Genomic DNA, 24,352 nt, shown 5'->3' with positions numbered 1-24,352 from the left:
AAAACAGTTTAAAATGTTGCTCAAGTCACACATGGATTGCTGCTTTTACGTTAATATTAAGACAAAGGAAATGTAGAAATAACTCATAAAAAGTTATAATTATACATTTTCTAAATACTTACAAAAGGAGGAAACTACTATGTCCCCTGCTATTAAGTGTTTGATTCTGTTGGCTGTGGTTGCATTATTTTTCATTACAGAACTTATTCCATTAGCAATCACTGCTACTGCCGGTGCTATTGCCTGCGGTCTGTTGGGGTTATTGCCTGCTAAGCAAGTTTTTAGCGGTTTATCTAACTCTACCGTAGTATTGTTTGCCGGCATGTTCGTTGTAGGTGCAGCGATGTTTTACACCGGTTTGGCACAGTCCATCGGTAACAAAGTTGTACATCTTTGCGGAACCGGTGAAAACAGCCTGATGTTTGGTCTGATGATTGTCGGCACTGCACTCTCTTCCGTGCTCTCCAACACCGGTACTGCGGCTTGCCTGCTGCCTGTAGCATTAGGCATCTGCTCCGCAGCAAAGATTCCTGCTTCCCGTCAGTTAATGCCTTTGGCATTTGCCTGCGGCTGGGGCGGTATCATCACTATGGTAGGTACCCCACCTAACATCATTGCAACCGGCGCTCTGACTGCTGCCGGCCTGCCGAGCTTTGGCTTCTTCGAATTTGCCTGGATCGGTATTCCGGTATCCATTGCTGGCATGCTGTACATGATGTTTATCGGTAAACACCTGCTGCCGAAGGTTGAGCTTGATGCTGACCAGGATATTGAGCAGGAAATCGAAGCTACCAGCACTGACAGTAAAAAGCAGATTATCTCCGGTGCTATCCTGATTGCCGTTGTTCTGGTAATGGCTCTCGATATCAAAGGCGTAACTCTGGAAATGGCTGCTATTATTGGCGCGCTGATTTGCGTACTGACCGGCTGCTTAACCGAAAAACAGGCTTATGCTTCTATCGACTGGGTAACCATCTTCCTGTTCGCAGGTATGATGCCTGTATCCACCGCTATGGATAAAACCGGCGCCGGCAAGCTCATTGCTGAATGGACTGTTGGTCTGATGGGCGGCGATCCTTCTCCGATGGTTGTAACTGCTGTACTGTTTGCACTCTCCTGCATCCTGACTCAGTTCATGTCCAACACCGCGTCCGCAGCTCTTCTGTGCCCGATTGGTGTAGCAATTGCTAAGCAGCTCAACGCTGACCCGAAGGCTGTTATCATGGCAATCGCTGTTGCAGCATCCTGCGCATTTGCAACTCCTGTAGGCACTCCTCCGAATACTCTGGTGCTTGGCCCTGGCGGCTACAAATTCATGGACTATGTTAAAGCTGGTACTGGTCTGGTTATCGTATGCTTCATCGTATCCCTGATTGTAATTCCTATCGTATGGCCGTTCTTCCCAGGCAAGTGAGTTGAATGTAATATTTTGACAAATTAGTACTTACTTTACTTAAAAAACTAAAGAAAGTGGTAAAAATGCCGTGCGTTATTGCATGGCATTTTTGCTTTAATAAAAATGAGATAGTTGGGTGAAATACAGTTGATAAAAGGGGTTTTGAAATATATGCAATTAATTCTAAAAGAAAAAAATAACGCCTAGGGATTTATGATAGCGTGGTCATATATGGAATATGAAGAGCTGGTGCTAAAAAATGTGTTGCTTGCGCAACAGAAGCGCAGAAAAAATGCTGTTATTATAAATTCAACAAAGCAAATAACAATACTTAATAAAGTAAAAAAGATTGCTTTGACATGTACTTTCACAAAGCTATAATTAAAGTTATATAATGTCCAGATGACATTGTATATAAAATTTTTTTTACAAAGGAGGAACTTAAAATGTCCCCTGCAATTAAGTGTTTAATCCTCTTGGCAGTAGTTGCGTTATTCTTCGTAACCGAACTCATTCCTTTGGCAATTACTGCAACCGCTGGCGCTATTGCGTGCGGCCTGTTAGGCCTGATTCCTGCTAAGCAAGTATTTAGCGGCTTGTCTAACTCCACCGTTGTACTGTTCGCCGGCATGTTCGTTGTTGGTGCAGCAATGTTCTACACCGGTTTAGCTCAGGCTATCGGTAACAAAGTAGTTCATCTGTGCGGCACTGGTGAAAACAGCCTGATGTTTGGTCTGATGGTTGTTGGCACCGTACTTTCTTCCGTGCTTTCCAACACCGGTACTGCAGCTTGCCTGTTGCCTGTAGCATTAGGTATCTGCTCTGCAGCTAAGATTCCTGCTTCCCGTCAGTTAATGCCTTTGGCATTTGCCTGCGGTTGGGGCGGTATCATCACCATGGTTGGTACACCTCCTAACATCATTGCAACTGGTGCAATGACCGCTGCCGGTCTACCTGCATTCGGCTTCTTCGAATTCGCATGGATCGGTATTCCGGTATCTGTTGCTGGTATGCTCTACATGATGTTCATCGGCAAACATCTGCTCCCGAAGGTTGAGCTGAGCGCTGATCAGGAAATCGAACAGGAAATCGAAGCTAATAGCACCGATTCCAAGAAAATGGTTATTTCCGGCGTTATCCTGCTGGCAGTTGTTATCGTAATGGCACTGGGTATCAAAGGCGTAACCCTGGAGATGGCTGCTATCATCGGCGCTTTGGTTTGCGTACTGACCGGCTGCTTGACTGAAAAACAAGCTTATGCTTCCATCGACTGGGTAACCATCTTCCTGTTCGCAGGTATGATGCCTGTATCCACCGCTATGGATAAAACCGGCGCTGGCAAACTCATCGCTGAATGGACCGTTAGCCTGATGGGCGGCTCTCCTTCTCCGTTGGTAGTAACCGCAGTTCTGTTCATCCTGTCCTGCGGCCTGACTCAGTTCATGTCCAACACCGCATCCGCAGCTCTGCTGTGCCCGATCGGTATTGCAATCTCCAAAAACCTGGGCGCTGACCCGAAAGCAGTTCTGATGGCTATCGCTGTTGCAGCATCCTGCGCATTCGCAACTCCGGTAGGTACTCCTCCGAACACCTTGGTACTTGGCCCTGGCGGATACAAATTCATGGACTATGTTAAAGCTGGTACCGGTCTGGTTCTGGTAGCTTTCGTAGTATCCCTGGTTGTTATTCCGATGGTATGGCCGTTCTTCCCCGGCAAATAATACCAGTCTGACGAATAAAGCACCATATGCTTCGTCACAAATGCCTTGACGTACTGGAAGTACGCCGGCGGCATCCGTTCCTCGCCTCTGGCACTTTCTCGCCAGCCTGGTGATTGGAACTAATGACGAATAAAGCACCATATGCTTCGTCACAAATGCCTTGACGTACTAGAAGTACGCCGGCGGCATCCGTTCCTCGCCTCTGGCACTTTCTCGCCAGCCTAGTGACTGGAACAAAAGACGAATAAAGCATCATATGCTTTGTCACAAATGCAAATCAATCCCCGTCGCGAAAGTGACGGGGATTTTTGTTGCCTAAATTTTTCTTAGCGACTGTTATATAAAAACGTTGACATAATAAAAGCGCAGAGCTTGTCAGTTTTTGGCTGCAATTCTCTGCGCTTTGTTTTTCTATTTCTTTATTTTTACATCTACCTCAAATAAACGCTTCCAGGGGAAGGAAAGTGAGAACTTAGTACCTTTGGTCAGCGGACAATCATTAACCATTCTTTGACAGTCTGCAGTAACCTTTTGCAGGATTAATTTTTCCTCTGTAGCAAGATCATATTTCAAATCCTCACGGTTATGCATTTCCAGCTCGTTGGAAATGCTGCGGCGGGCATTGCTCTGGTAAAACCAATCGTCGATAAGGCGTTGGCGCAGCAGCACATTGCGTGCTTCACTGCTCATGTCGCGGGCGATAAGTCCCTGGGCGATGGCGTAGCCTACGGCGTTATCGCCGGTGTTCCAGCCATTGTAGGCCGTTAAGTGCTCAAGCTCACCGCTGTTTGCCAATAGCTGCATGAAGCCATTATCGGCACCGTTGGAATAGCTGATGTCAGCCAGTGAAACGCTGCGTCCAGCTTGGAGCTGCCTTCCGATAAGCCCTACAAAATTTTTGTTGGCAACGGAAGCGAAGGGCTGATTGTCGTCAGCGGTGGAATCCTTGACGATACCGTCCTGCGGTGTGTTAAGTGCCAAAATCAGGTCAGCACTGTCAGCTGATTGTGCCTGTACTGCACCGGCAGCTATAATCTGTTGCGGTACGCTGTCCTGCAGACGTGCGTCGCTGTACTGAGGCAGAGTTCCGGCGCCTACACCTGTGCTGTACAGGGGATATACGGATGGCTTGCTGCCGTTAGCTTCGTTATAGGCACGGGCAATTAAAAGCAGGCCTAGCTGATCTACACCGTCTAAAATCTGGAAGCTGTCTCTGCTCATATCAAAGGTGCTAAGGCTGATTTTGCGTCCTTCCATGTGCGTAGCGGAAAGAGTAGCATTGTCATCCTTACCGATGGCGAAATAATGAAATTTGCCGTTACGGGCCATGCGTGTAAGCTCCTGGTTGACAAGCAAATTTTTTTCGCGTCGCTCCAGCCAGTCGCCTAACTCCGCTTTTTTCATGTTGCGCTCCAGTGCCTGCATGGTCAGCCTTTCGGCGGGCGACAGCTTGCCCTGGTCCTGCTTGTCTAAAAGCTGGCTGTAGGCAAAGATGCTGGGGCCAATACTACTGTAGTAAGGCGGCTCTACACGTCCTCTACTGGCACGCGGTGTGCGCATAATCGTCGAAAAGGCATAAAGCTTTATCGGTAAAGTAGTTTTTAATTCGTACAGATGCTTAACGCGGTTTTGCAGCTCTTCTTGACTGATATTGTGTGTACGCGAGGCAACCAGGCCACCGTAAATCAGGCTGTCGGTGCTGATAACAGCAGCATCGGCCTTGGGCGCCTTGTGCTCCAGCCAGTCCCAGATAGCGTCGGGATTACCGTTTTTTTCGTTAGTGGCAATATATTTTTCGGGCGGCAGAATAATTTTGCAGTTTGCTGCCTCCATCGTTTGTTGAACATAGGCGGAGCAGACAGGTCTGTTATCTAAGGGTACATAAAGAATAGTCAGGCGTTTGGCCTGGACGGAAACCGGCATCAGTAAAGCAGCTGTGCAGATGGCTGCTGCCAGCTTATGGTGCCGAAATGTGAATTTTGCCATGCGTACGCCTCCTTGATTATTAACAGTTCTGAATATATACGTTTTATAAAGGTTAATATACATGCACAAAGGACTTGTTGTTTGGCATGTTTACAAGTAAAAGAATTTATTTTCTTATTATACTATGAAATAAAAATTTTTTCCAGTGGAAGCTTGACAAGCATTGCCGGTGTGCTATAATAAACTGGTAAATGAAAATAGTAACAGTAATGCGAAGGAATTGCCGTCGTGGAGGGTTCTACAGAAAATGCTGCCGTGGCTGAGAGCAGCAGGAAGGAAACGAAGGGCGCACCGCCTTCAAACTGACTGCGGAACGCGCAAGCAAGTATGCCAGTCCGTATTACCGGCGTTAACGGTACCGAGTGGGCATATGTCACTACATATGTCAATGAGGGTGGAACCGCGGATAACTCCGTCCCTTTGGTGTGGGACCGGGGTTTATTTTTTTGCCCGGACTGCACTGTTTACGATACATTATGTTAGGAGGAAACAAAAATGTCTGAGGAAAACAAATTTAGCTTTGAAAACAAGGAATACCGCCAAACCTATTGGCATACCTGCTCCCATGTGCTGGCGCAGGCTATGAAGAGACTTCATCCCGATGTTAAGCTGGCCATCGGTCCGAGCATTGACAACGGTTTCTATTATGATTTCGATACTCCGGCTCCGTTCACTCCGGAGGATCTTGCTGCACTGGAAGGCGAAATGCGTAAAATCTGCAAAGAAAAGCTGAAATTAGAGCGCTTTGAGCTGCCGCGTGCAGAGGCTGTAAAATTCATGGAAGAAAAAGAAGAACCTTATAAAGTTGAACTGATTAACGACCTGCCTGAGGATGCGGTTATCAGCTTCTACAAACAAGGCGACTTCACTGATCTGTGTGCAGGCCCGCATCTTGATTCTACCGGCCGTATTAAAGGCAACGCTATTAAACTGACCTCCGCTACCGGCGCTTACTGGCGTGGCGATTCTAACCGCAAGATGCTGCAACGTATCTATGGTATTGCTTTCCCGAAGAAGGAAGAGCTGGACGCATATCTGGAACAGCAGGCAGAGGCTTTGAAGCGTGACCATAACAAGCTGGGCCGCGACCTGGAATATTTCACTACCGTTGATTATATCGGCCAAGGTCTGCCTATCCTGCTGCCGAAAGGCGCTCGTGTAATCCAGCTGCTGCAGCGTTGGGTGGAGGACGTAGAACAAAAACGTGGCTATCTGCTGACTAAAACTCCGCTGATGGCAAAACGTGACCTGTATCGTATTTCCGGTCACTGGGATCATTATCTTGATGGTATGTTCATTCTGGGCGATCCGCATGATGAAACTAAAGAATGCTTCGCTCTGCGTCCTATGACCTGTCCGTTCCAATATCAGGTTTTCCTGAACCGTCAGCGCTCCTATCGTGAGCTGCCGATGCGCTTGGGCGAAACATCCACTTTGTTCCGTAACGAGGACAGCGGCGAAATGCACGGCCTGATTCGTGTGCGCCAGTTCACTATTTCCGAGGGCCATCTGATTCTTCGTCCTGACCAATTGGAAGAAGAATTCAAGGGTTGCCTGGATTTGGCTAAATACTGCCTGGAAACTGTTGGTATGCTGGATAAATGTACCTTCCGCTTCAGCCAGTGGAATCCTGCAAATCCGAACAACAAATATGAAGGCACCGCTGAGCAATGGGATCATGCACAGGCTGTTATGAAGAAAATACTTGATGACCTCGGTGTTGAATATGAGGTTGGCTTTGACGAGGCTGCTTTCTATGGTCCGAAGCTGGATATCCAGTTCCACAATGTATTCGGCAAAGAAGACACCATCGTTACTATTCAGATTGATCTGCTGCTGGCAGAAAAATTCGGTATGTACTATGTCGATGAAAACGGCGAGAAGAAGCTGCCGTACATCATCCACCGTACTTCCCTGGGTTGCTACGAGCGTACTCTGGCATACCTCATCGAAACTTATGCAGGCGCACTGCCGACCTGGATGGCTCCGGAGCAGGTTCGCTTCCTGCCGGTAACCGACCGTGCTGTTGACTATTGCTATGAGCTGGCTCATAAGCTGGAGGCTAATGGCTATCGCGTAACTGTTGATGCACGCAACGAAAAAATCGGCAAGAAGATTCGTGAAGGTCAGCTGGAGAAAATTCCGTACATGCTGGTTGTCGGCGACCGCGACATGGAAAACAAGACTGTTTCTCCGCGTAACCGCACCGAGGGCGATATGGGCGCTATGAGCTTTGAAGCATTTGAAGCAATCCTGAAGGACGTAGTTGATTCCAAGGCTAAAAAATAATATTTTCAGCTTCTGCTGAGATAAAAGAGCGAAGGCTGTGCTGTTGGCGGTACAGCCTTCGTTTTTTCGTTCTCTGGGCATTTAAGATTTTAGTTTTATAAATTTTGTGTGATTGGTCTTATAAATTTAAATAAGCCTCCGATATACTTTTAAATGAAGTTATATCAGAGGCTTGGCTTGGTTAAGCGTACAGAGAGAAAATACGCTTGTAATGTATTTTATTCTGTTTTTACGCCTGTATGCGTCCATACCTGCAGTTCTACCTCAAATATTCTGGCCCAAGGGAGCTTAGCGCCGACGCTGAGGTCGCGCAGATAATAGCTTTGTCCGTTTTGCTGATAAAAGGGTGTGCGTCCCAAATTATCGTGCAGCAGCTTATATGCCTGCAGGCTGAGCTTTCCCTGGATATATTGCTCTGTTGCCGTTTTATCTTCGCTGTCCAGCTCTACGGGATTTATACCAAAGGCTTCCAGTTTTTGTCGCAGTTGGGGATGCACCAGCTTTTGATAATAGTAGTCCTCGAGGATACGTTCTGCCGTGAAGTTCAGGTTGGCAGCGAAGAGTGCTGCCAGACGCTCGGTGTCCGCGCCTGCTGTCTGCAGCTGACGCAGGCGGCCGCAGAAAAGCAGTCCCTGTGCCAAGGCAGTGCCTGAAGAATTGCTGAAAGTGTTCCAGGCGGCGTAGGCGGCGAGCTTGTTGATTGGTACGTTGTTTGCCAAAAGCTGGGGCAGCAGCAGCTCTGCTGCTTCAAAGTTGGCGCTGCTGTCGATGAGTGCGACCTTATAGTCCTGGTCCAGCATTTGCTGCAGCTCCTGCGCTTGCTTGGCAGACGGACGGAAATCGTCGTTACCGCAGTTAACGTAGCAGATGAGGTCTGCACTATCCGGCGTGCTTGCTTCTGAAGCTCCCATGAGCTTCAACTGGTTGCGCAGCGCTGCACCGACGCAGACAGCCATATAGGGCATATCCGCACCTTCTGCTTTGGGAGAAGCATAATGCAGGTAGACCTTGGGCTGCCAGCTGCTTTGCTGCAGATAGTAGCGCGTGAGCAGCATGGCTGCAATTTCATCTGCGCCGTAGGTGAGCTGTGCCTGCTGCTGCAGCTTTTGGGCAGCGATGCTGCTTTGCAGTTTTACGGCACTGGCGTGCGGCAGTCCGATGGGTGAAGCATCGTCCTGACCGAAGGTTATCCGTCTGTCATCTGTGGCAAGCTTAAGCAGGCCCATGTTAAAGCGGTCGCTTTGCTGATAACGGCTGCGGTATTTATCCAAAACCTTGGCAGGAATTTTAGCTTCTGTGCGGCGCAGTTCCTGCGTAAGGGCGAAGCTGCCGGTGATGCGCACTATATCGGCAAGCTGAGAATAGCGCATCAGCTGATATTGATACCAACGGTCCGGTAAAAGCTGGTCACTGACGAGCAGACGCGGAATAACGGAAAAAATTGCCTGCTGCCTTGTTTTTGGCAGCTCCTGCAGCTGCTTCAGTAACGCATCTTCCTCAGACGGAGTGGCTGTGTTCATGCGGGCAGCCAGCAGGCCACCATGCAGCAGGTTATCGGCAGAAATTATGCTGCAATCGTATAATGGCTGATTTTTTTGCAGCCATGGGAAAAGTTTTTGCCTGTCAGAGGGCGTCTGGTAGTTGTCAAGATAGCTTTTTGGCGGTAAAATTACATTTAGGCCTGCAAGCGCGCCCAGTTTTTGCACCATGGTGCTGCAAACAGGGCGGCTGTCGAGAGGCAGCAGCAGGATGCTTTGCGTTGGCGTTGGCTGCTTCAGCTTGAGCGGGATGCTTGAGGGCAGGGCCTGGTGTAAGCAGAGGCCTGTCACTAGCAGTATGGAGCAAATTATTAAGATTATTTTGCTTAAGTTACGCATAAAGGGTGTCCTTTGCAATGATTTTATATGAGTACGGCAATTAATATATCGTTCCGCTCAGGAAAAATTTTCCCGTGCCTAAAGGCACAACGCAAATTTCGTGTGGAACTATGTACGAAACGTGCGGCGCCGATTTTGTTCGGGTATAACCGCTAGGCTTTCGTTGCCTTGTTTCGATAGTTCCAGACACTCATTTGCTAAAATTTTTATTCACTTCACGATATAATAATTGCTTGCAGTGTCCTTTGAAAGAAGTTTATGTGAGTACTATTGTTGTCTGATTTGCAAGCTAGGCTAAACAGAGAGGCTCTCCTTGGGGAGAGCTGTCGCCTGTAAGGCGACTGAGAGGGGAATTGTATTATTGATGCTTATGTTTCACAAACCCCTCTCCGTCATCGCAAGCGATGCCACCCGCCCCAGGGCGCTATCTCTTGCCCTACGGGCAATTCACCTTGTCTCCCCGAGGAGAGGCTATGTGTCAGATGTTTATGTCTAAATTTGCTTTTATCTAAACCCAATTATAACACAGAGGAGCAGTATATGAGAATAATTACCGGCAAGGCCCGCGGCCTGCAGCTGACTGTACCGAAAACATATGATGTACGGCCGACTGCGGACAGGGTTAAGGAATCCGTTTTTAATATTATAGGCAGTAAAATTATTGGTGCCACAGTGCTGGACCTGTTTGCAGGTACAGGTAATCTGGGGCTGGAAAGCTGGAGTCGCGGTGCTGCAGCTGTTACTTTTATTGATGCCAGTAAGGAATCGCTGCGCCTGGTGCGCAGCAATATTGCCAAGTGCCGCGCAGAGGCTGATTGCAGAGTGCTGCAGGGCAGTGCTCCTGCTGTTGCAGAAAGGCTGGCGGCAGCAGGGGAGCAGTTTGATTTTGCCTTTTGCGATCCGCCGTACAACAAGGGCTGGATAGAGCAGATTATTGCGCTTTTGGGCAGACGCTCTTTTTTACGCTCTGGTGGCTATTTGGTAGTAGAGCGCAGTGCGCATAATGCGTTGCCGGAGCTGCCGGCGGGCTGTGAGCTGGTGCGTAGCAGTCGCTATGGCGAAACATTGGTGGATTTTATTTGTTATAATCCATTGTAATTATAATATTTTTGGGAAATAAAAAGGAATATCAGCTTTTATGTCGAATAGAGAACAAGATATATAATAGGGTTTTCTTTGATCGGTTTCCGATTAAGAATAGATTAGGAGGTCTGGCTATGCGCAGAGCAGTTTGTCCAGGAAGTTTTGATCCTGTTACCAAGGGTCATATTGATATTTTTGAAAGAGCAAGTGCGATGTTTGATGAGCTGATTATCAGCGTTTTTCATAATCCTGGTAAGGATAAGGCAATGTTTTCTATGGAAGAGCGTGTGGAAATGCTTAAGGAAGCAACTAAGCATATTCCTAACGTAAGGGTAACCTGCTTTTCAGGTCTGTTGAATGAATTCTGCAAAAAGGAGGATGCTCCTTTTATTGTCAGAGGTCTGCGCGCTTTTACTGATTTTGAATACGAATTCCAAAGAGCGCTGCTGCTGAAAAAAATTGATAATGATCTGGAAACTGTTTTCATCATGACCAATGCAAAATATTCCTTCGTCAGCTCTTCCGGTGTACGCGAGCTGGCAACCTTCGGCGGTCAATTAAAGGATTTAGTGCCTGAATGCATCGAAGAACGCGTTCGTAAGCACGTTTACCAAAAGTTTGAATAGATTAGAGTGGGGATGATATCATGATTGAACGCAACAAAACTAATGTAGCACTCGATGGACTTTTTGACGAATTTCTTGATTTGGTTTCTAATGCAAGACGTGTTCCTTTGATGGATAAGATTATGCTTGATGAAAACGATCTGCTGAATATTATTGATGATCTCAAGGAAGCAATTCCGCGTGAAATCAAAAGTGCCAACCAGGTGCTGGAGGAGCAGAAGAATATTGTCGATAAGGCCTATGCTGATGCCGACCGTATTGTGCAGCAGGCTAAGGAAGAGGCAGAGCGTATTGTAAGTGTTGCTCAGGCTGAGGCTGATGCCAAGGTACAGCAGGAGGAGATTGTAAAACAGGCCAATGCTGTAGCCGAGGATATTAAGGCTAATGCACTGCGCTATCAGGAGGAAACCAAGCTTGCTGCTGATGAGTATGCTTTACAGGTTAAACAGTCTTCCCTGAAGTATGCTGATGATATGCTTGAATTTTTGAGTGGTAATCTGACCAGTGCTTTGGGCGGACTTAAGGAAAACATCCAAAGTGTTAAGGAAGAAATGAATAACATACAGCATCCGCAGGCACCGGCAGAAGCGCCGGAGCCGGAAGCTGCTGAAGAAGAATAAGAAATAAGTGCATTATAAAAGCTGTAACGAGGCATCATATGTGTGATGCTGACGTTACAGCTTTTTGTTGTTTAAGCAGTATTTTAGTTGTTTGACAGCGATATTTAGCTTTGGCTGCGGACGTAGATGGGTGATTGATAAAAATCGTTGCCGCTGCGGTTAAGTGCGGTGTCATGCTGCAGCAGGGACCATGTGTCGGTAGCAGCTATTTCCAATGCTAATTGCGTTTGGTAGGCAGCGTTATCATTGTTTAAGGCGTTTTGACCTAGCTTAGTGATGAGTGGCAGGCTGCTGCTTGTCTTCATCTGATGCAGCAGCTGGCGGCCTGTGTCGTTGAAGGCCAGCACGCGCAGGTAGGCAGGCTCCTGCTGCTGCCATACTGCTTTGGACTGGTCCAGCAGTATTTGCAGCAGCAGTCGGCGGATGCGGCTGGCTGTGTAGCGCTTGCTGATGCAGGCAGCGAGCGCTGCCTGCAGGCAAGTGCAGTCGCCAGCCTTGCTGAGCAGGTTCTCCAGACCTTCACTGGCCTCGCAGCGCTCGGCCAGCTGCGGCGGCGTAAGCAGCCGCAGGCGATATTTCAGCAGCTGCCATAAAAGCTGCGCGTCGTAGCCGCCCCGTGTAAGTGCTGCATGTGTGTAGGCGGGAGTGGCCTGCTGCCAGCTGCCGTTGCCGAACGCCAAAGCCTGGCGGATTGCGCTGGCGCTGGCTATATTGCTGCTGATGGCGGTGGAGTTATAGCCTTCGTCTGTACGCTGCAGGTAAAGTGGTTTAATGCTTGCAGCAGTCTGCAGCAGCGCCTTGCTATATTCCAGCGCCAAAATGTCGTTGGGAGAGCGGAAGGCGGTGTGTGCGCCTAAAATTTTTTCCCAGGCCTGTGCATAGCTGCTGCCGCTTTGCAGCAGCTCACGCAGCCTTGCCTGCGCTTCAGCGCTGCAGGCAAGGCGTGCTGCGGCTACGAAATCACTTTGCGGGTGTTCTGTACCGCAGGCAAGCGTATTGACGCAGCCAGTGGCTGCCAGAAGCTCTACAGCGCCTCTGGCAAAGAATTCGGCACTGCGCAGCGTAAAGGCGCAGCCAAGCTCCAGCACCAGATCAGCACCGCCCTGTACAGCAAAGGCGGCACGCTGCCATTTGTTTAAAATGGCAGGTTCGCCGCGCTGCATAAAGCTGCCACTCATTACGACGATGACTGGCTGCTGCGTCAAACGCTTCGTTTCCTGTATATGATAAAGATGACCGTTATGAAAGGGATTATATTCGGCAATGATGCCTGTAGCCTGCATAATTTTTACCTCGCAATATCTTATCTCTATGAATATTATTATAACATAGGCTGGGAATTGAGAAAATATTTCTGTTCAATTAGCTACGAATAGTGTATACTAATAGTATATTGGTATTTATGACTAGAATTAAATTTGGCGTTGACCGGGAGGTTTATTGTGATTGTTTTCGTAGTAAATTGTGGCAGCTCCTCTATCAAGTATCAACTGATAAACATGGAAGGCGAGCATGTCATGGCCAAAGGCCTGATTGAACGCATCGGTATGGAAGGCTCCACACTGAAGCATACGCCAGCAGGCAAATACACAATTGATATAAAAGAGGAAATTCCTGACCATAAGGTTGGTATCCGCTTGGCGATTAAAGCGCTGACGAGCAAGGAATATGGCGTTATCAAGGATATGTCCGAGATTGATGCGGTAGGCCATCGTGTTGTGCATGGCGGTGAGCGCTTTACCGACAGCGTGCTGATTACCAGTGATGTGTTGCACGGTATTGAGGCTTGCTGTGAAATTGCACCTCTGCATAATCCGCCGAACCTGTACGGCATTAACGCTTGCATGGAGATTATGCGCGGAACACCGCAGGTTGCTGTGTTTGATACAGCCTTTCATCAGACAATGCCTAAGGTTGCCTATCTTTACGGCCTGCCCTATGAAATGTATGTCAAATATGGCGTGCGCCGTTACGGCTTCCATGGCACTTCGCACAAATATGTGGCGCTACGTGCTGCAGAGCTGATGCACGAGCATATGAATGATTTGCGTATTATTACCTGCCACCTTGGCAATGGTGCCAGCATTGCAGCAATTAAATACGGCAAATCCATTGATACAAGCATGGGCTACACACCGCTTGAAGGCCTGATTATGGGCACCCGCAGCGGCGAGATTGACCCGGCGATTATTCCCTTCCTGATGGAAAAGGAAAATATGAATGCGCAGCAGATAGATGATTATCTGAACCGCCGCAGTGGTATTCTGGGCATCAGCGGCCTGTCCAGCGACTTCCGTGACCTGGAAAGTGCTGCTAACCGTGGTGATGACCGCAGCCAGCTGGCGATAGACGTTTTTGCCTACAAGGTAAAAAAATATATCGGCGGTTATGTAGCAGCAATGGGCGGCGTGGATGCGATTGTCTTTACTGCAGGCCTGGGAGAAAATTCTCCCTTTATGCGCGACAAAATCTGCAATGGCCTGGAATATCTGGGCACGCGCGTTGATCCGGAACTGAACCAGGTGCGCGGCAAGGAGCGCGAAATCAGCGTGCGTCGTGCGCGTGTAAAGATTTTCGTCATCCCGACAAACGAGGAGCTGGTTATTGCCCGCGATACCTATAATATCTGTCGCAGAATCATCAAGCTGTAGCCATTTGCATGAGGTTATAGTAACTGATAACAGTTTTTATCCGTACAAAGCATTTTTACTTGACAAAGAGCGGTAATACCGCTATAATTGTAACGATTGGTGAAATATGATTAAAATAAATGTCGCAGAAATCAAGAAAAGACTAGTCGGTGAAAAAACTCTTGCTTATGAGCTTTCGCCTGCTGAGCTGGAAATTGCAGCTGAAGAGCTTGCTGTTGACGGCACAGTAAATTTAGAAGGCACCATGAGCAACGCTGGTGATGTATTATTACTGCAGGCTGTAATGACTGCTAAGGTACGACGTACCTGCAGCCGTTGTCTGAAGGATTTTACAGGTAAAACCAGGGCAGAGGTTGTCGAGAAGTTTTATCCGGCAAGTGCTGAACATATTGAAAATGATGCTTTTGTCTACGATTCGGACGTTATTGATATAACGGAACCGCTTCGTGAAGGGCTGCTGCTTGCAGAGCCCATGCAGGCTCTGTGTAAGCCAGACTGCCGGGGACTTTGTCCCGTTTGTGGCGCTGATCTTAATGATGGTGACTGCGGATGCGACAGGTTCACTGTAGATCCGAGGCTGGCGGCATTGAAGCAATTCATCAAAAATTAAATTCACTTCATAGCACTGAGGAGGTGTATTGAGAAATGGCAGTACCTAAGAGAAAAATGTCCAAAGCCCGTCGTGACAGACGTCGTGCTAACTGGAAACTGAGCGTTCCTGGCATGGTTGAATGCCCGCAATGTCATGAAATGAAAATGCCGCATCGCGTTTGCCCTGAATGCGGTTACTACAATGGCAAACAAGTCATTGCTAAAGCTGAATAATTTTAAGCTGTTGATAAGGCCTTCGGAAGTAATTCCGGAGGCTTTTTACATGATATGCTGAAGCTTATCGTTTAAGCAGCACTTAATTGTGTAATTAAAAAAATCGCTGAAATATAAGAGATATTACAATTTTTTTGCTAAAAACCCCTTGCCAAAAACGTGCTATGCTTTTATAATAAAAACAGATATTATGAGCTGGTACTAAAAAAGCAGGTGATGGAATGACTTCTTCTAAAAAATTAATACGTCACAGAAGCTTGAAGAAGCTGCTTAGGGATAATCCCTTCAGCACTGATGAGCAACTGGCAAAGATGCTGGATGTCAGCGTACAGACTATACGTCTGGACCGTGTTGCTCTGGGAATTCCTGAGCTGCGTGCCAGAACTCGTACTATGGCCGAAGAAGCTCAGACCAAGCTGCGTGCCATTGATAAAAAGGATATCGTGGGCGAGCTGCTAGATCTGGAGCTGAACAAAATCGGTATTTCCACGCTGAAGATTACACCTGATATGGTGCTTGAGCGTACCGGGATTGCCCGCGGTTATTATATGTTTGCCATGGCCAATACGTTGGCTTTGGCAGTTGTAGATGCGGAATATGCGCTGACTGCTGTAGGCAATGTCAAGTATAAGCTGCCTGTCAATGCAGGTGCTGTGCTTGTAGCCCGTGCAGTAGTTACACACCGCCGCATGGATAAATATTATATTTTTGTTTCCGTGAAAAACAATAACGAAGAGGTTTTTCGCGCTAAGTTCATTATTGTTTCTTTGGATAACAGAACTAAGCATGAGGGGGAGCAGGAAGCATGAAAATCGCCGTAGATGTTATGGGTACCGATTATGGTCCCAAAGAGCTTGTTTTAGGTGCAGTCAACGCTGTTAAAGAGTATGGCTGCGAAACTGTTTTGGTTGGCGATGAAAAAATAATCCGTGAGCTGCTGGTAAAATACGGTGCGGATAAAAATCCGAAGATTACTATTCATCATGCCAGCGAGGTAATTGCGATGGACGAGCATCCTGCGATTGCGGTTAAGTCCAAAAAGGACGCTTCTATCGTAGTTGCGGCAGGATTGCTGAGAAACAAGGAATGTGATGCCCTTGTTTCCTCTGGCAGCACTGGTGCTGCTGTCGCTTCAGCGCTTTTTTGCGTAGGCCGCATCAGGGGCGTGGAACGACCTGCTATTGCAACGCCGATTCCCAGCCTGAAGGGTACTACTGTAGTGCTTGACAGTGGCGCTAAGGTTGACGCCAAGCCTGAGCATATGGTACAGAGTGCTATCATGGGTACGGTGTACGCAGAAAAAATTTTAAAAATTTCTCAGCCGAAGGTAGGACTTTTGAACATCGGTGAAGAAGAAACTAAGGGTAACGAGCAAGCATTGGCAACCTACCCGCTTTTAAAGGATACTCGGACGATAAACTTTATCGGCAATGTTGAAGGTCGTGACATCAATAAAGGCACGGTAGATGTAGTTGTCTGCGACGGCTTCGTCGGCAATGTCGTGCTGAAGTTCGGTGAAGGTCTGGCGAAGGCTATTATGACGCTGATCAAGGAAGCAATTATGAACGGCGGCATTCTGGCAAAGCTTGGCGGACTTTTAATCAAGCCTGCACTGAAGGGCCTGAAGAAACGTCTTGACCCTGCTGAATACGGCGGTGCCCTGCTGTTAGGTATCCGCGCACCTTTTATTATCTGCCATGGCAGCTCCAAGGCTAAAGCAATCACTAATGCTATTCACGTAGCTATGGACTTTGCCGAGCAGGATGTTGTAAGTATCATCAAAGATAAGATTGCGGAATCAAAAGAAATGAGGAATTAGATAAATGACAAGAGCTGTTGGTATTTTAGGTTTAGGACATTATGTTCCTGAGAAGATTATCACTAATACAGACATGGAGAAAATCGTTGAGACCAGTGACGAGTGGATTACTGAGCGCACCGGCATCAAGCAGCGTCACATCGCTGCTCCGGAAGAAGCAACCTCTGATCTGGCGTACAATGCTGCTGTAGAAGCACTGAAGGACGCTGGCGTTACTCCGGAAGAGCTGGACCTCGTTATCGTAGGTACTGCTTCCAGCGATTACATTTTCCCGTCTACTGCCTGCCTGGTACAGGCTCGTCTGGGCGCAAAAAATGCAGCTGCCTTTGACCTGGCTGCAGGCTGCAGCGGCTTTGTTTACAGCCTTGCTGTAGCAAGCCAGATGGTTAAGAGCGGTCTGTATAACAAGATTCTGATTATCGGTGCAGAAACTTTGAGCCGCATCATGAACTGGACCGACCGTAACACCTGCGTTCTCTTCGGCGATGGTGCCGGTGCTGCTGTAGTCGGCGAGGTTGAAGAGGGCTATGGCGTGTTGGGTATTGATATGGGTGCTGACGGCAACGGCGGCAAGTTCCTGCTGCAGCCTGCAGGCGGCAGCCGTAATCCGGCCAGTGAAGAGACTGTTGCGGCAAAAGATCATACCATCCATATGAACGGTCAGGAGGTTTTCAAATTCGCTATCCAGATTATGGGAAAGACTGCAAAGCGTGCTCTTGCTAAGGCGAATATGAAGCCGGAAGAGCTGGATATGCTGTTCCCGCATCAGGCTAACTACCGCATCATCACCTCCGCTGCTAAGCGTCTGAAGATGCCGATGGATAAGGTTTGGGTAAACGTAGACAAATACGCCAATACCTCTGCCGCATCTATTCCTATCGCTCTGTGCGAGGCTCAAAAGGCTGGCGCCCTGAAAAAAGGCGACAACATTATTCTTGATGGCTTTGGCGCAGGTTTGACCTGGGCAGCTATTGTCCTCAAGTGGAGTAAATAATCCAAACATTTTTCGTTTGTCTTAATAGTATTTGATTTTTATCGAAAGTGAGGTAATTTACACGATGAGTAAAATCGCATTCGTATTCCCTGGCCAAGGTTCTCAGACCGTTGGCATGTGCAAAGCTTTTTATGATGAATATCCTGTTGTAAAACAGATTTTTGAAGAGGCTGATGACGCTCTTGGCTATTCCATCAGCAAAATGTGCTTCGAAGGTCCTGCTGAAGACCTGAAGCTGACCGCTAACACCCAACCTGCTATCCTGACTGCCAGCACTGCTTGTGCAGCAGTGCTGAAGGAGCATGGCGTAAGCTGCGATATCGCTGCTGGCCACAGCCTGGGCGAATACAGCGCACTGGTAAACACCGGCGCTCTGAAATTTGCTGACGCTGTACGCATTGTTAACAAACGCGGCCAATTCATGCAAGAGGCTGTTCCTGTAGGCGAAGGCAGCATGGCTGCTATCCTCGGTCTGGACAGCGACAAAATCGTAGAAATCTGCCGCAGCGTAGAAGCTGAATCCGGCGAAGCAGTGCAAGCAGTAAACTTCAACTGCCCCGGTCAGGTTGTTATCGCAGGTGCAGTTAATCCTGTAAATAAAGCTATCGAAGCTCTGAAGGCTGCCGGTGCAAAACGTGCAGTTCTGCTGCCCGTAAGCGCTCCTTTCCACAGCACTCTGATGCAGCCAGCTGCTGACCGTCTGGCAGAGGTTCTGGCTCCGATTGAAATTAAAGATATCACTATTCCTGTTGTTGCTAACGTAATCGCTCAGGAGGTTACCAGCGGCGAAGAAATCAAAAAGCTGCTCGTTAAGCAAGCTGCTATGCCTGTTCTCTGGGAAACCAGCGTACGCAACATGGTTGCAGGCGGCGTAGACATTTTTGTTGAGGTTGGCCCGGGCAAGGTTCTGACCGGCTTCACCAAGAAGATTGCTAAAGGCATGATGGCTCTCAACGTTGAAGACGCTGCCAGCCTGGAAAAAACCTTAGCTGAGCTGAATAAATAATTCACCAGGCTAAACTGTCAGCTTCGCAATTCCCCCTAAACGTACATGCAGTATGTATTTGTGAAGACTAAATGACAGATGATGAATTGAAGGATAAGGAGAACTTACAATGAAGTTAGAAGGTAAAAAAGCTCTCGTAACTGGTGCTTCACGTGGCATTGGCCGTGCAATCGCACTGGCTCTCGCTGCAGAAGGTGCTGACGTTGTTGTAAACTACGCAGGCAGTGAAGCTGCTGCTAAAGAGGTTGCTGCAGAAATCGAAGCTATGGGCCGCAAGGCTTTCGTAGTGCAGGCAGACATTTCCTCCAACGAAGCTGCTACTGCTATGGTAGATGAAGTTGTTAAAGAATTCGGCCGCATTGATATCCTCGTAAACAACGCAGGCATTACCCGTGATGGTCTGCTGATGCGTATGAAGGAAGAGGATTGGGACGCAGTTCTGACCACTAACCTGAAGGGCGTGTTCAACTGCACCAAGGCCGCTGTCAAATACATGATGAAACAAAAAGCCGGTAAAATTGTCAGCATCAGCTCTGTTGTTGGCCTGATGGGCAATGCTGGCCAGGCTAACTACGCTGCTGCTAAGGCTGGCGTAATCGGCTTTACTAAATCCGTTGCTAAGGAAGTTGCTGCTCGCGGCATTAACGTGAACGCTGTTGCTCCCGGCTTTATTAAAACGGATATGACAAGTGTACTTTCCGACAAGGTTGTTGAAGGTATGCTGACTTCTATACCCTTACACAAATTGGGTGAAACTACTGATATTGCCAAGGCTGTTGTCTTCCTTGTGAGCGATGACGCCAATTATATTACCGGACAGACTTTACATGTTGACGGTGGTATGGTAATGTAATAGGGGGCCCATTTGGGAGACCTGCAACTTTACCTATTGGAAGGAGGTGAATCGTAATGAGCACTTTCGAAAAAGTAAGAGACATCACTGTTGAACAACTGAGCGTTGACGCTGACGAAGTAAAGATGGAATCCGCTTTCATCGATGATCTCGGCGCTGACTCCCTCGATATCGTTGAGCTGATCATGGCTTTCGAAGAGGAATTCGGTGTTGAAATCCCTGATGAAAAAGCTGAAAAAATCCGCACTGTAGCTGACGCTGTTAAACTGCTGGATGAAGAAAAATAATGCTTTACCTGCTTATGTTTAGGGAACCCCTTGTGGGTTCCCGGACACAAGCTATTCTACTTTAGTCCTGAAATGGGGGATATTTGTTGAAACTACCAGTGCTGAAAATCGGTAAACTTGTTGCTGAAGTACCGATTGTACAAGGAGGCATGGCTATCAGGCTGTCTACAGCCCGTTTGGCAGCTGCTGTAGCTAAAGAAGGCGGTATAGGACTTATCGCAGCGTCCGGCATGAGCTTTGACGAACTGCGTACAGAAATACGTCTGGCAAGAAAACTTACCGGCGGCAAGGGCATTATCGGTATTAATGCAATGTTTGCGGCAAGAGAGTTTTTAGGTCTGATTACTACCGCTGCACAAGAGAAAATAGATTTAATCGTAGCCGGCGCCGGTTTTTCAAGAGATATTTTTGCCGTCGGACGAAAATATGGTGTCGAAGTAGTACCAATTGTTTCTTCTGTAAAACTGGCTAAGATTTCTGAGAAGCTGGGAGCTTCTGCTATCGTTGTCGAAGGCACCGAAGCAGGCGGTCACCTGGGAACCCAGCAATCTATTAAAGAGATACTTCCGGAGATTGTTAAATCCGTTAATATACCTGTTATTGCTGCCGGCGGCGCTGTCTGCGGCAGTGATGTTGCCGAGCTTCTGAAGCTGGGCGCGAGCGGTGTGCAGATGGGCAGCAGATTCGCTGCCAGTGAGGAATCCAACGGCGCACCTGCTTTAAAAGAATTCTATCTTAAAATGACTAAAGAAGATGTTGTGCAGATTGACAGCCCTGTAGGCTATAAGGGACGCGCTATCCGCAATCCGTTTGCACAGTTATCTTTAGATAATAAAGCTCCTAAACCCACCACCTGCGATTTGTGTTTAAAGCACTGCACACACAGCTTCTGTATTATCAGAGCGCTGACACGTGCACAGCAGGGTGACGTAGAAACCGGTCTTGTTTTCACCGGTGCCAATATGTGGAAAATCAAGGAAATTCTGCCTGTAAAAGAAATCTTCAGGCGCATAAAGGATGAAATTTCAAAAATTTGATTACGAGGTGAACTATTTTGAGTAAAAGAAGAGTTGTAGTAACTGGCGTTGGCCCTGTAACTCCTATCGGTATCGGCAAGGATACCTTCTGGAATAACCTGGTTGCCGGTAAATCTGGTATCGGCCCTATCACTCAGTTTGATACTACTGATTTCACAGTAAAGATTGCCGGTGAGGTTAAGGATTTTGATTACACTGCTTTCATTGATAAAAAAGAAGGCAAGCGTATGGACCGTGTAACCCACTTTGCAGTTGCTGCTGCTAAGCTGGCTATCGAAGATGCTAAGCTGGATATGAGCAAGGAAAATCCTCTGCGTTGCGGCGTTTGCGTTGGCAGCGGTATCGGCGGCATCCACACCTTCCTGGAGCAATCCCTGAAGTTGGGTTCCAAAGGCCCGTCCAAAATCAGCCCGTTCTTCATTCCGATGGAAATCCCGAACATGTCTGCAGGCCAGATTGCTATTGCAACCGGTCTGAAAGGTCCTAACACCGCTATCGTAACTGCATGTGCTACTGGCACCAACTGCATCGGCGACGCTCTGCGCACCATTCAATACGGTGATGCTGACGTAATGCTGGCAGGCGGCACCGAAGCTGCGGTTTCCCCGATTGCTATTGCTGGCTTTGCTAACATGAAGGCTCTGTCCACCAATAACGAAAACCCTGAAGCAGCATCTTGCCCGTTTGATAAAAAGCGTGATGGCTTTGTAATGGGTGAAGGCGCAGGCGTTCTGGTTCTTGAAGAGCTGGAGCATGCTAAAGCTCGTGGCGCACACATCTATGCTGAGCTGGCAGGCTTTGCTATGAACTGCGACGCATATCATATCACCGCTCCGGACCCGACCGGCGAAACTCCGGCTGCCTGCATCGCTGCAGCAGTTGCTGACGCTGGCGTAAAACCGGAAGAGGTTGACTACATCAATGCTCATGGTACTTCCACCCATCGTAATGACCTGGGCGAAACCATTGCCTTCAAGAAGGTATTTGGCGAGCATGCTTACGAACTGTGCATCAGCTCCAACAAATCCATGATTGGCCATCTGCTGGGCGCTGCCGGCGGTGTAGAAGCTATTGCTACCGTTATGACTATCGAAAACGATATCATTCCGCCGACCATCAACTACAAGGATAAGGATCTGGATGATCCGGAAGGTCCGCTGGATCTGGATTATGTACCGAACGAAGCTCGTAAGAAAGTTGTTAATGTTGCACTGAGCGACAACCTGGGCTTTGGCGGTCACAATGCTTCTATCGTATTCAAAAAATACGTTGATTAATAAGCAGGATTGATTAAAATGCAGGAAAAACGTACACAGCAGCTGCAGAGCTTCTGCCAGGGGCTGGGTATCCATATGCATGATTTAGAGCTTCTTGATATGGCTCTGACCCATACATCTTATGCCCATGAAGCTAAGCAGTATCCTAAACCGCATCACAATGAGCGGATTGAGTTTTTGGGTGATTCCGTGCTCAGCGTTATCGTGAGCACATACATGTATAAGAACTTTCCTGATTTGGCTGAAGGCCAGCTTACTAAGCTGCGTGCTTATCTGGTTTGTGAAGGCTCCCTGTATGAATATGCCAAAAAGATTCATCTGGGAGACTATCTGCAGCTGGGTAAGGGCGAGGAGCTGAGCGGAGGGCGTGAGCGTCCTTCCATCCTGGCTGATGCCTTTGAATCTGTTTTGGGTGCTATCTATCTGGATCAGGGCTTTGAGGTTGTACAGACCTACCTGTTGGGAATGATGCAGTCGGAAATAGATTTCATCTGCCGTCATGGTATCTTTAATGATTACAAGACTCGTTTGCAGGAGTATCTGCAGCGTGACGGTGATGCAGATATTCATTATGTTCTTTTAGGCAGCACCGGTCCGGAGCACAATAAGGTATTTACCTCTCAGGTAATGTTGGGTAATACTGTTATCGGCGAGGGCAGCGGTCGCACTAAAAAAGATTCGGAGCAGCATGCTGCTAAGCAGGCGCTGGCACAGCTGCATGTAAGGAATCAGGAATAACATTACAATATTGGCCTACGGTAGAAATACCGTAGGTCTTTTATTTTGCCCGCAGGCAGTAATGCTTTACGCTTTGCAACGCACAAAAAATCCCCTCTTCCTGTTCGGAAAGAGGGGATTGCAGTTTATTGCTTAGTGTTGTTTTTCGTAGGGCTGGTTCATCAGAGCTTCGTCATCAAAGTAGTTGATGCGCATTGCCTCGCGTACGTCATGCAGTGTTGCAGCAGCGGCTGCTTCAGCTTCTTTGCTTCCTGCTCGAAGGATTTCATAAACCTCAGGAATGCGTTGCTCCCAATAGTGACGGCGCTCACGGATGGGCTCCAGAACGTCCTGCAGCACGTTGTTGAGGAACTTCTTAACCTTTACGTCACCCAGGCCACCGCGTTTGTAGTGAGCCTTCAGCTCGTCCAGGTTAGCGTAGTCCGGCAGGAATTTGGCAAAGTGCTCTTCGGTGCTGAAAGCATCCAGATAGGTGAAAACAGTGTTGCCTTCAATCTTACCGGGATCCTCTACGCGTACATGGTCAGGATCGGTGTACATGGACATAACCTTCTTTTTGATATCCTCCGGTTCATCGGAAAGATAAATGCAGTTGCCCAAGGATTTACTCATCTTGGCTTTGCCGTCAATGCCGGGCAGACGCAGGCAGGCATCGTTTTGCGGCAGCATGATGTCCGGGTCAACCAGTGTTTCGCCGTAAACGGAATTGAACTTGTGCACGATTTCCTTGCATTGCTCCAGCATCGGCAGCTGGTCCTCGCCTACAGGGACTACAGTAGCGCGGAAGGCGGTGATATCTGCAGCCTGGCTGATAGGATAGCAGAAGAAACCGGTAGGAATGCTTGCTTCGAAGTTACGCATTTTGATTTCGTTCTTGACGGTCGGGTTACGCTGCAGACGGGATACAGTTACCAGGTTCATATAGTAGAAGGTCAGCTCGGTAAGCTGCGGTACCATGGATTGAATGAAAAGGGTAGATTTAGCAGGATCAAGGCCGCAGGCCAGATAATCCAGGGCTACTTCGATGATGTTCTTACGCACCTTTTCCGGATGCTCAGCGTTGTCTGTAAGCGCCTGGGCATCAGCAATCATGATATATACCTTATCGTATGCACCAGAATTTTGCAGCTGTACACGCTGGCGCAGAGAGCCTACATAGTGGCCTACATGCAGACGTCCGGTAGGACGGTCGCCGGTCAGGATAATTTTACTCATATTAGTCTTACCTCTTTTTGTTCTTATATTTATATAATAATTATAAATGCAC

Annotated in this window: 23 protein-coding genes; 19 read left to right on the top strand and 4 right to left on the bottom strand. The window is 48.0% G+C overall.

The genetic code is table 11. The features are described from left to right. Nucleotides 1-139 precede the first annotated feature (139 nt). The 3 genes from RDW05_RS07990 to RDW05_RS07980 all read left to right on the top strand — a co-directional run bounded on the left by RDW05_RS07990 (nucleotide 140) and on the right by RDW05_RS07980 (nucleotide 3,117). Nucleotides 140-1,414: an SLC13 family permease gene (locus tag RDW05_RS07990; protein ID WP_210683997.1), complete on the top strand. Its 1,275-nt coding sequence runs from the start codon at nucleotides 140-142 to the stop codon at nucleotides 1,412-1,414. 213 nt (nucleotides 1,415-1,627) lie between these two features. Next, a complete protein-coding gene (locus RDW05_RS07985) occupies nucleotides 1,628-1,777 on the top strand; it encodes a hypothetical protein (protein WP_307978573.1) in 150 nt (49 codons plus the stop codon). A 65-nt stretch (nucleotides 1,778-1,842) separates the two neighbouring features. After that, nucleotides 1,843-3,117, top strand: a complete 1,275-nt coding sequence (locus RDW05_RS07980; protein ID WP_307978571.1) for an SLC13 family permease — start codon at nucleotides 1,843-1,845, stop codon at nucleotides 3,115-3,117. Between the two features lie 411 nt (nucleotides 3,118-3,528). On the opposite strand, the gene RDW05_RS07975 is transcribed toward RDW05_RS07980, so the two are convergent. Then, nucleotides 3,529-5,103, bottom strand: a complete 1,575-nt coding sequence (locus RDW05_RS07975; protein WP_307978570.1) for a DUF4127 family protein — start codon at nucleotides 5,101-5,103, stop codon at nucleotides 3,529-3,531. A gap of 495 nt (nucleotides 5,104-5,598) precedes the next feature. Here RDW05_RS07975 and thrS point away from each other — a divergent pair, with 495 nt between their 5' ends. Continuing rightward, nucleotides 5,599-7,392, top strand: a complete 1,794-nt coding sequence (thrS, locus tag RDW05_RS07970) for a threonine--tRNA ligase (protein WP_307978569.1) — start codon at nucleotides 5,599-5,601, stop codon at nucleotides 7,390-7,392. Between the two features lie 218 nt (nucleotides 7,393-7,610). Here thrS and RDW05_RS07965 read toward each other — a convergent pair whose 3' ends face one another. Then, the gene (locus tag RDW05_RS07965) at nucleotides 7,611-9,269 is read right to left on the bottom strand and encodes a DUF4127 family protein (protein ID WP_307978568.1); all 1,659 of its coding nucleotides are present in this window, start codon (nucleotides 9,267-9,269) and stop codon (nucleotides 7,611-7,613) included. A 540-nt stretch (nucleotides 9,270-9,809) separates the two neighbouring features. Here RDW05_RS07965 and rsmD point away from each other — a divergent pair. The 3 genes from rsmD (at nucleotide 9,810) to RDW05_RS07950 (ending at nucleotide 11,598) form a co-directional block, all read left to right on the top strand. Further along, entirely contained in the window at nucleotides 9,810-10,367 is a 558-nt protein-coding gene (rsmD, locus tag RDW05_RS07960) for a 16S rRNA (guanine(966)-N(2))-methyltransferase RsmD (RefSeq protein WP_307978567.1), read from the top strand. A gap of 119 nt (nucleotides 10,368-10,486) precedes the next feature. Beyond that, entirely contained in the window at nucleotides 10,487-10,978 is a 492-nt protein-coding gene (coaD, locus tag RDW05_RS07955; protein WP_021720069.1) for a pantetheine-phosphate adenylyltransferase, read from the top strand. A 20-nt stretch (nucleotides 10,979-10,998) separates the two neighbouring features. After that, complete coding sequence (locus RDW05_RS07950) at nucleotides 10,999-11,598, top strand: hypothetical protein (protein WP_304258558.1); 600 nt, start codon at nucleotides 10,999-11,001, stop codon at nucleotides 11,596-11,598. Nucleotides 11,599-11,702: 104 nt separating this feature from the next. Here RDW05_RS07950 and RDW05_RS07945 read toward each other — a convergent pair whose 3' ends face one another. Then, entirely contained in the window at nucleotides 11,703-12,881 is a 1,179-nt protein-coding gene (locus RDW05_RS07945; protein ID WP_307978565.1) for a nucleotidyltransferase family protein, read from the bottom strand. Between the two features lie 159 nt (nucleotides 12,882-13,040). On the opposite strand from RDW05_RS07945, the gene RDW05_RS07940 reads away from it, so the two are divergent. The 12 genes from RDW05_RS07940 (at nucleotide 13,041) to rnc (ending at nucleotide 23,085) form a co-directional block, all read left to right on the top strand. Continuing rightward, nucleotides 13,041-14,249: an acetate/propionate family kinase gene (locus RDW05_RS07940; RefSeq protein ID WP_021720066.1), complete on the top strand. Its 1,209-nt coding sequence runs from the start codon at nucleotides 13,041-13,043 to the stop codon at nucleotides 14,247-14,249. Nucleotides 14,250-14,355: 106 nt separating this feature from the next. Beyond that, the gene (locus RDW05_RS07935; RefSeq protein WP_021720065.1) at nucleotides 14,356-14,859 is read left to right on the top strand and encodes a DUF177 domain-containing protein; all 504 of its coding nucleotides are present in this window, start codon (nucleotides 14,356-14,358) and stop codon (nucleotides 14,857-14,859) included. Between the two features lie 35 nt (nucleotides 14,860-14,894). Continuing rightward, nucleotides 14,895-15,074, top strand: a complete 180-nt coding sequence (rpmF, locus tag RDW05_RS07930) for a 50S ribosomal protein L32 (protein WP_021720064.1) — start codon at nucleotides 14,895-14,897, stop codon at nucleotides 15,072-15,074. Between the two features lie 221 nt (nucleotides 15,075-15,295). Then, complete coding sequence (gene fapR / locus RDW05_RS07925; protein WP_210684007.1) at nucleotides 15,296-15,883, top strand: transcription factor FapR; 588 nt, start codon at nucleotides 15,296-15,298, stop codon at nucleotides 15,881-15,883. Next, nucleotides 15,880-16,893 carry a phosphate acyltransferase PlsX gene (gene plsX, locus RDW05_RS07920; protein WP_210684008.1) on the top strand — a complete coding sequence of 338 codons (1,014 nt, stop codon included), beginning with the start codon at nucleotides 15,880-15,882 and terminating at the stop codon, nucleotides 16,891-16,893. The genes fapR and plsX overlap by 4 nt, the downstream gene beginning before the upstream one ends. 4 nt (nucleotides 16,894-16,897) lie before the next feature. Continuing rightward, complete coding sequence (locus RDW05_RS07915; protein WP_307978564.1) at nucleotides 16,898-17,887, top strand: beta-ketoacyl-ACP synthase III; 990 nt, start codon at nucleotides 16,898-16,900, stop codon at nucleotides 17,885-17,887. Between the two features lie 64 nt (nucleotides 17,888-17,951). Beyond that, on the top strand, nucleotides 17,952-18,893 hold the full coding sequence (fabD, locus tag RDW05_RS07910) for an ACP S-malonyltransferase (protein WP_307978562.1): 942 nt from the start codon (nucleotides 17,952-17,954) through the stop codon (nucleotides 18,891-18,893). A 109-nt stretch (nucleotides 18,894-19,002) separates the two neighbouring features. Next, nucleotides 19,003-19,746, top strand: coding sequence for a 3-oxoacyl-[acyl-carrier-protein] reductase (gene fabG, locus RDW05_RS07905; protein WP_021720058.1), 744 nt, complete (start codon nucleotides 19,003-19,005; stop codon nucleotides 19,744-19,746). A gap of 56 nt (nucleotides 19,747-19,802) precedes the next feature. Then, nucleotides 19,803-20,033, top strand: a complete 231-nt coding sequence (locus RDW05_RS07900; protein ID WP_021720057.1) for an acyl carrier protein — start codon at nucleotides 19,803-19,805, stop codon at nucleotides 20,031-20,033. A gap of 86 nt (nucleotides 20,034-20,119) precedes the next feature. Further along, the gene (locus RDW05_RS07895) at nucleotides 20,120-21,070 is read left to right on the top strand and encodes a nitronate monooxygenase family protein (protein ID WP_021720056.1); all 951 of its coding nucleotides are present in this window, start codon (nucleotides 20,120-20,122) and stop codon (nucleotides 21,068-21,070) included. A 17-nt stretch (nucleotides 21,071-21,087) separates the two neighbouring features. Further along, entirely contained in the window at nucleotides 21,088-22,347 is a 1,260-nt protein-coding gene (gene fabF / locus RDW05_RS07890) for a beta-ketoacyl-ACP synthase II (protein ID WP_293390382.1), read from the top strand. 18 nt (nucleotides 22,348-22,365) lie between these two features. After that, on the top strand, nucleotides 22,366-23,085 hold the full coding sequence (rnc, locus tag RDW05_RS07885) for a ribonuclease III (RefSeq protein WP_210684013.1): 720 nt from the start codon (nucleotides 22,366-22,368) through the stop codon (nucleotides 23,083-23,085). A gap of 132 nt (nucleotides 23,086-23,217) precedes the next feature. Here the strand turns inward: rnc and trpS are convergent, their stop codons facing one another. Further along, the gene (trpS, locus tag RDW05_RS07880; RefSeq protein WP_210684014.1) at nucleotides 23,218-24,300 is read right to left on the bottom strand and encodes a tryptophan--tRNA ligase; all 1,083 of its coding nucleotides are present in this window, start codon (nucleotides 24,298-24,300) and stop codon (nucleotides 23,218-23,220) included. Nucleotides 24,301-24,352 lie beyond the last annotated feature (52 nt).

It is taken from the genome of uncultured Phascolarctobacterium sp. (assembly GCF_902463975.1).
GTDB lineage: Bacteria > Bacillota > Negativicutes > Acidaminococcales > Acidaminococcaceae > Phascolarctobacterium_A.
The sequence above is the reverse complement of the archived record's forward strand: the minus strand, read 5'-3'. Positions and strand labels throughout refer to the sequence as shown.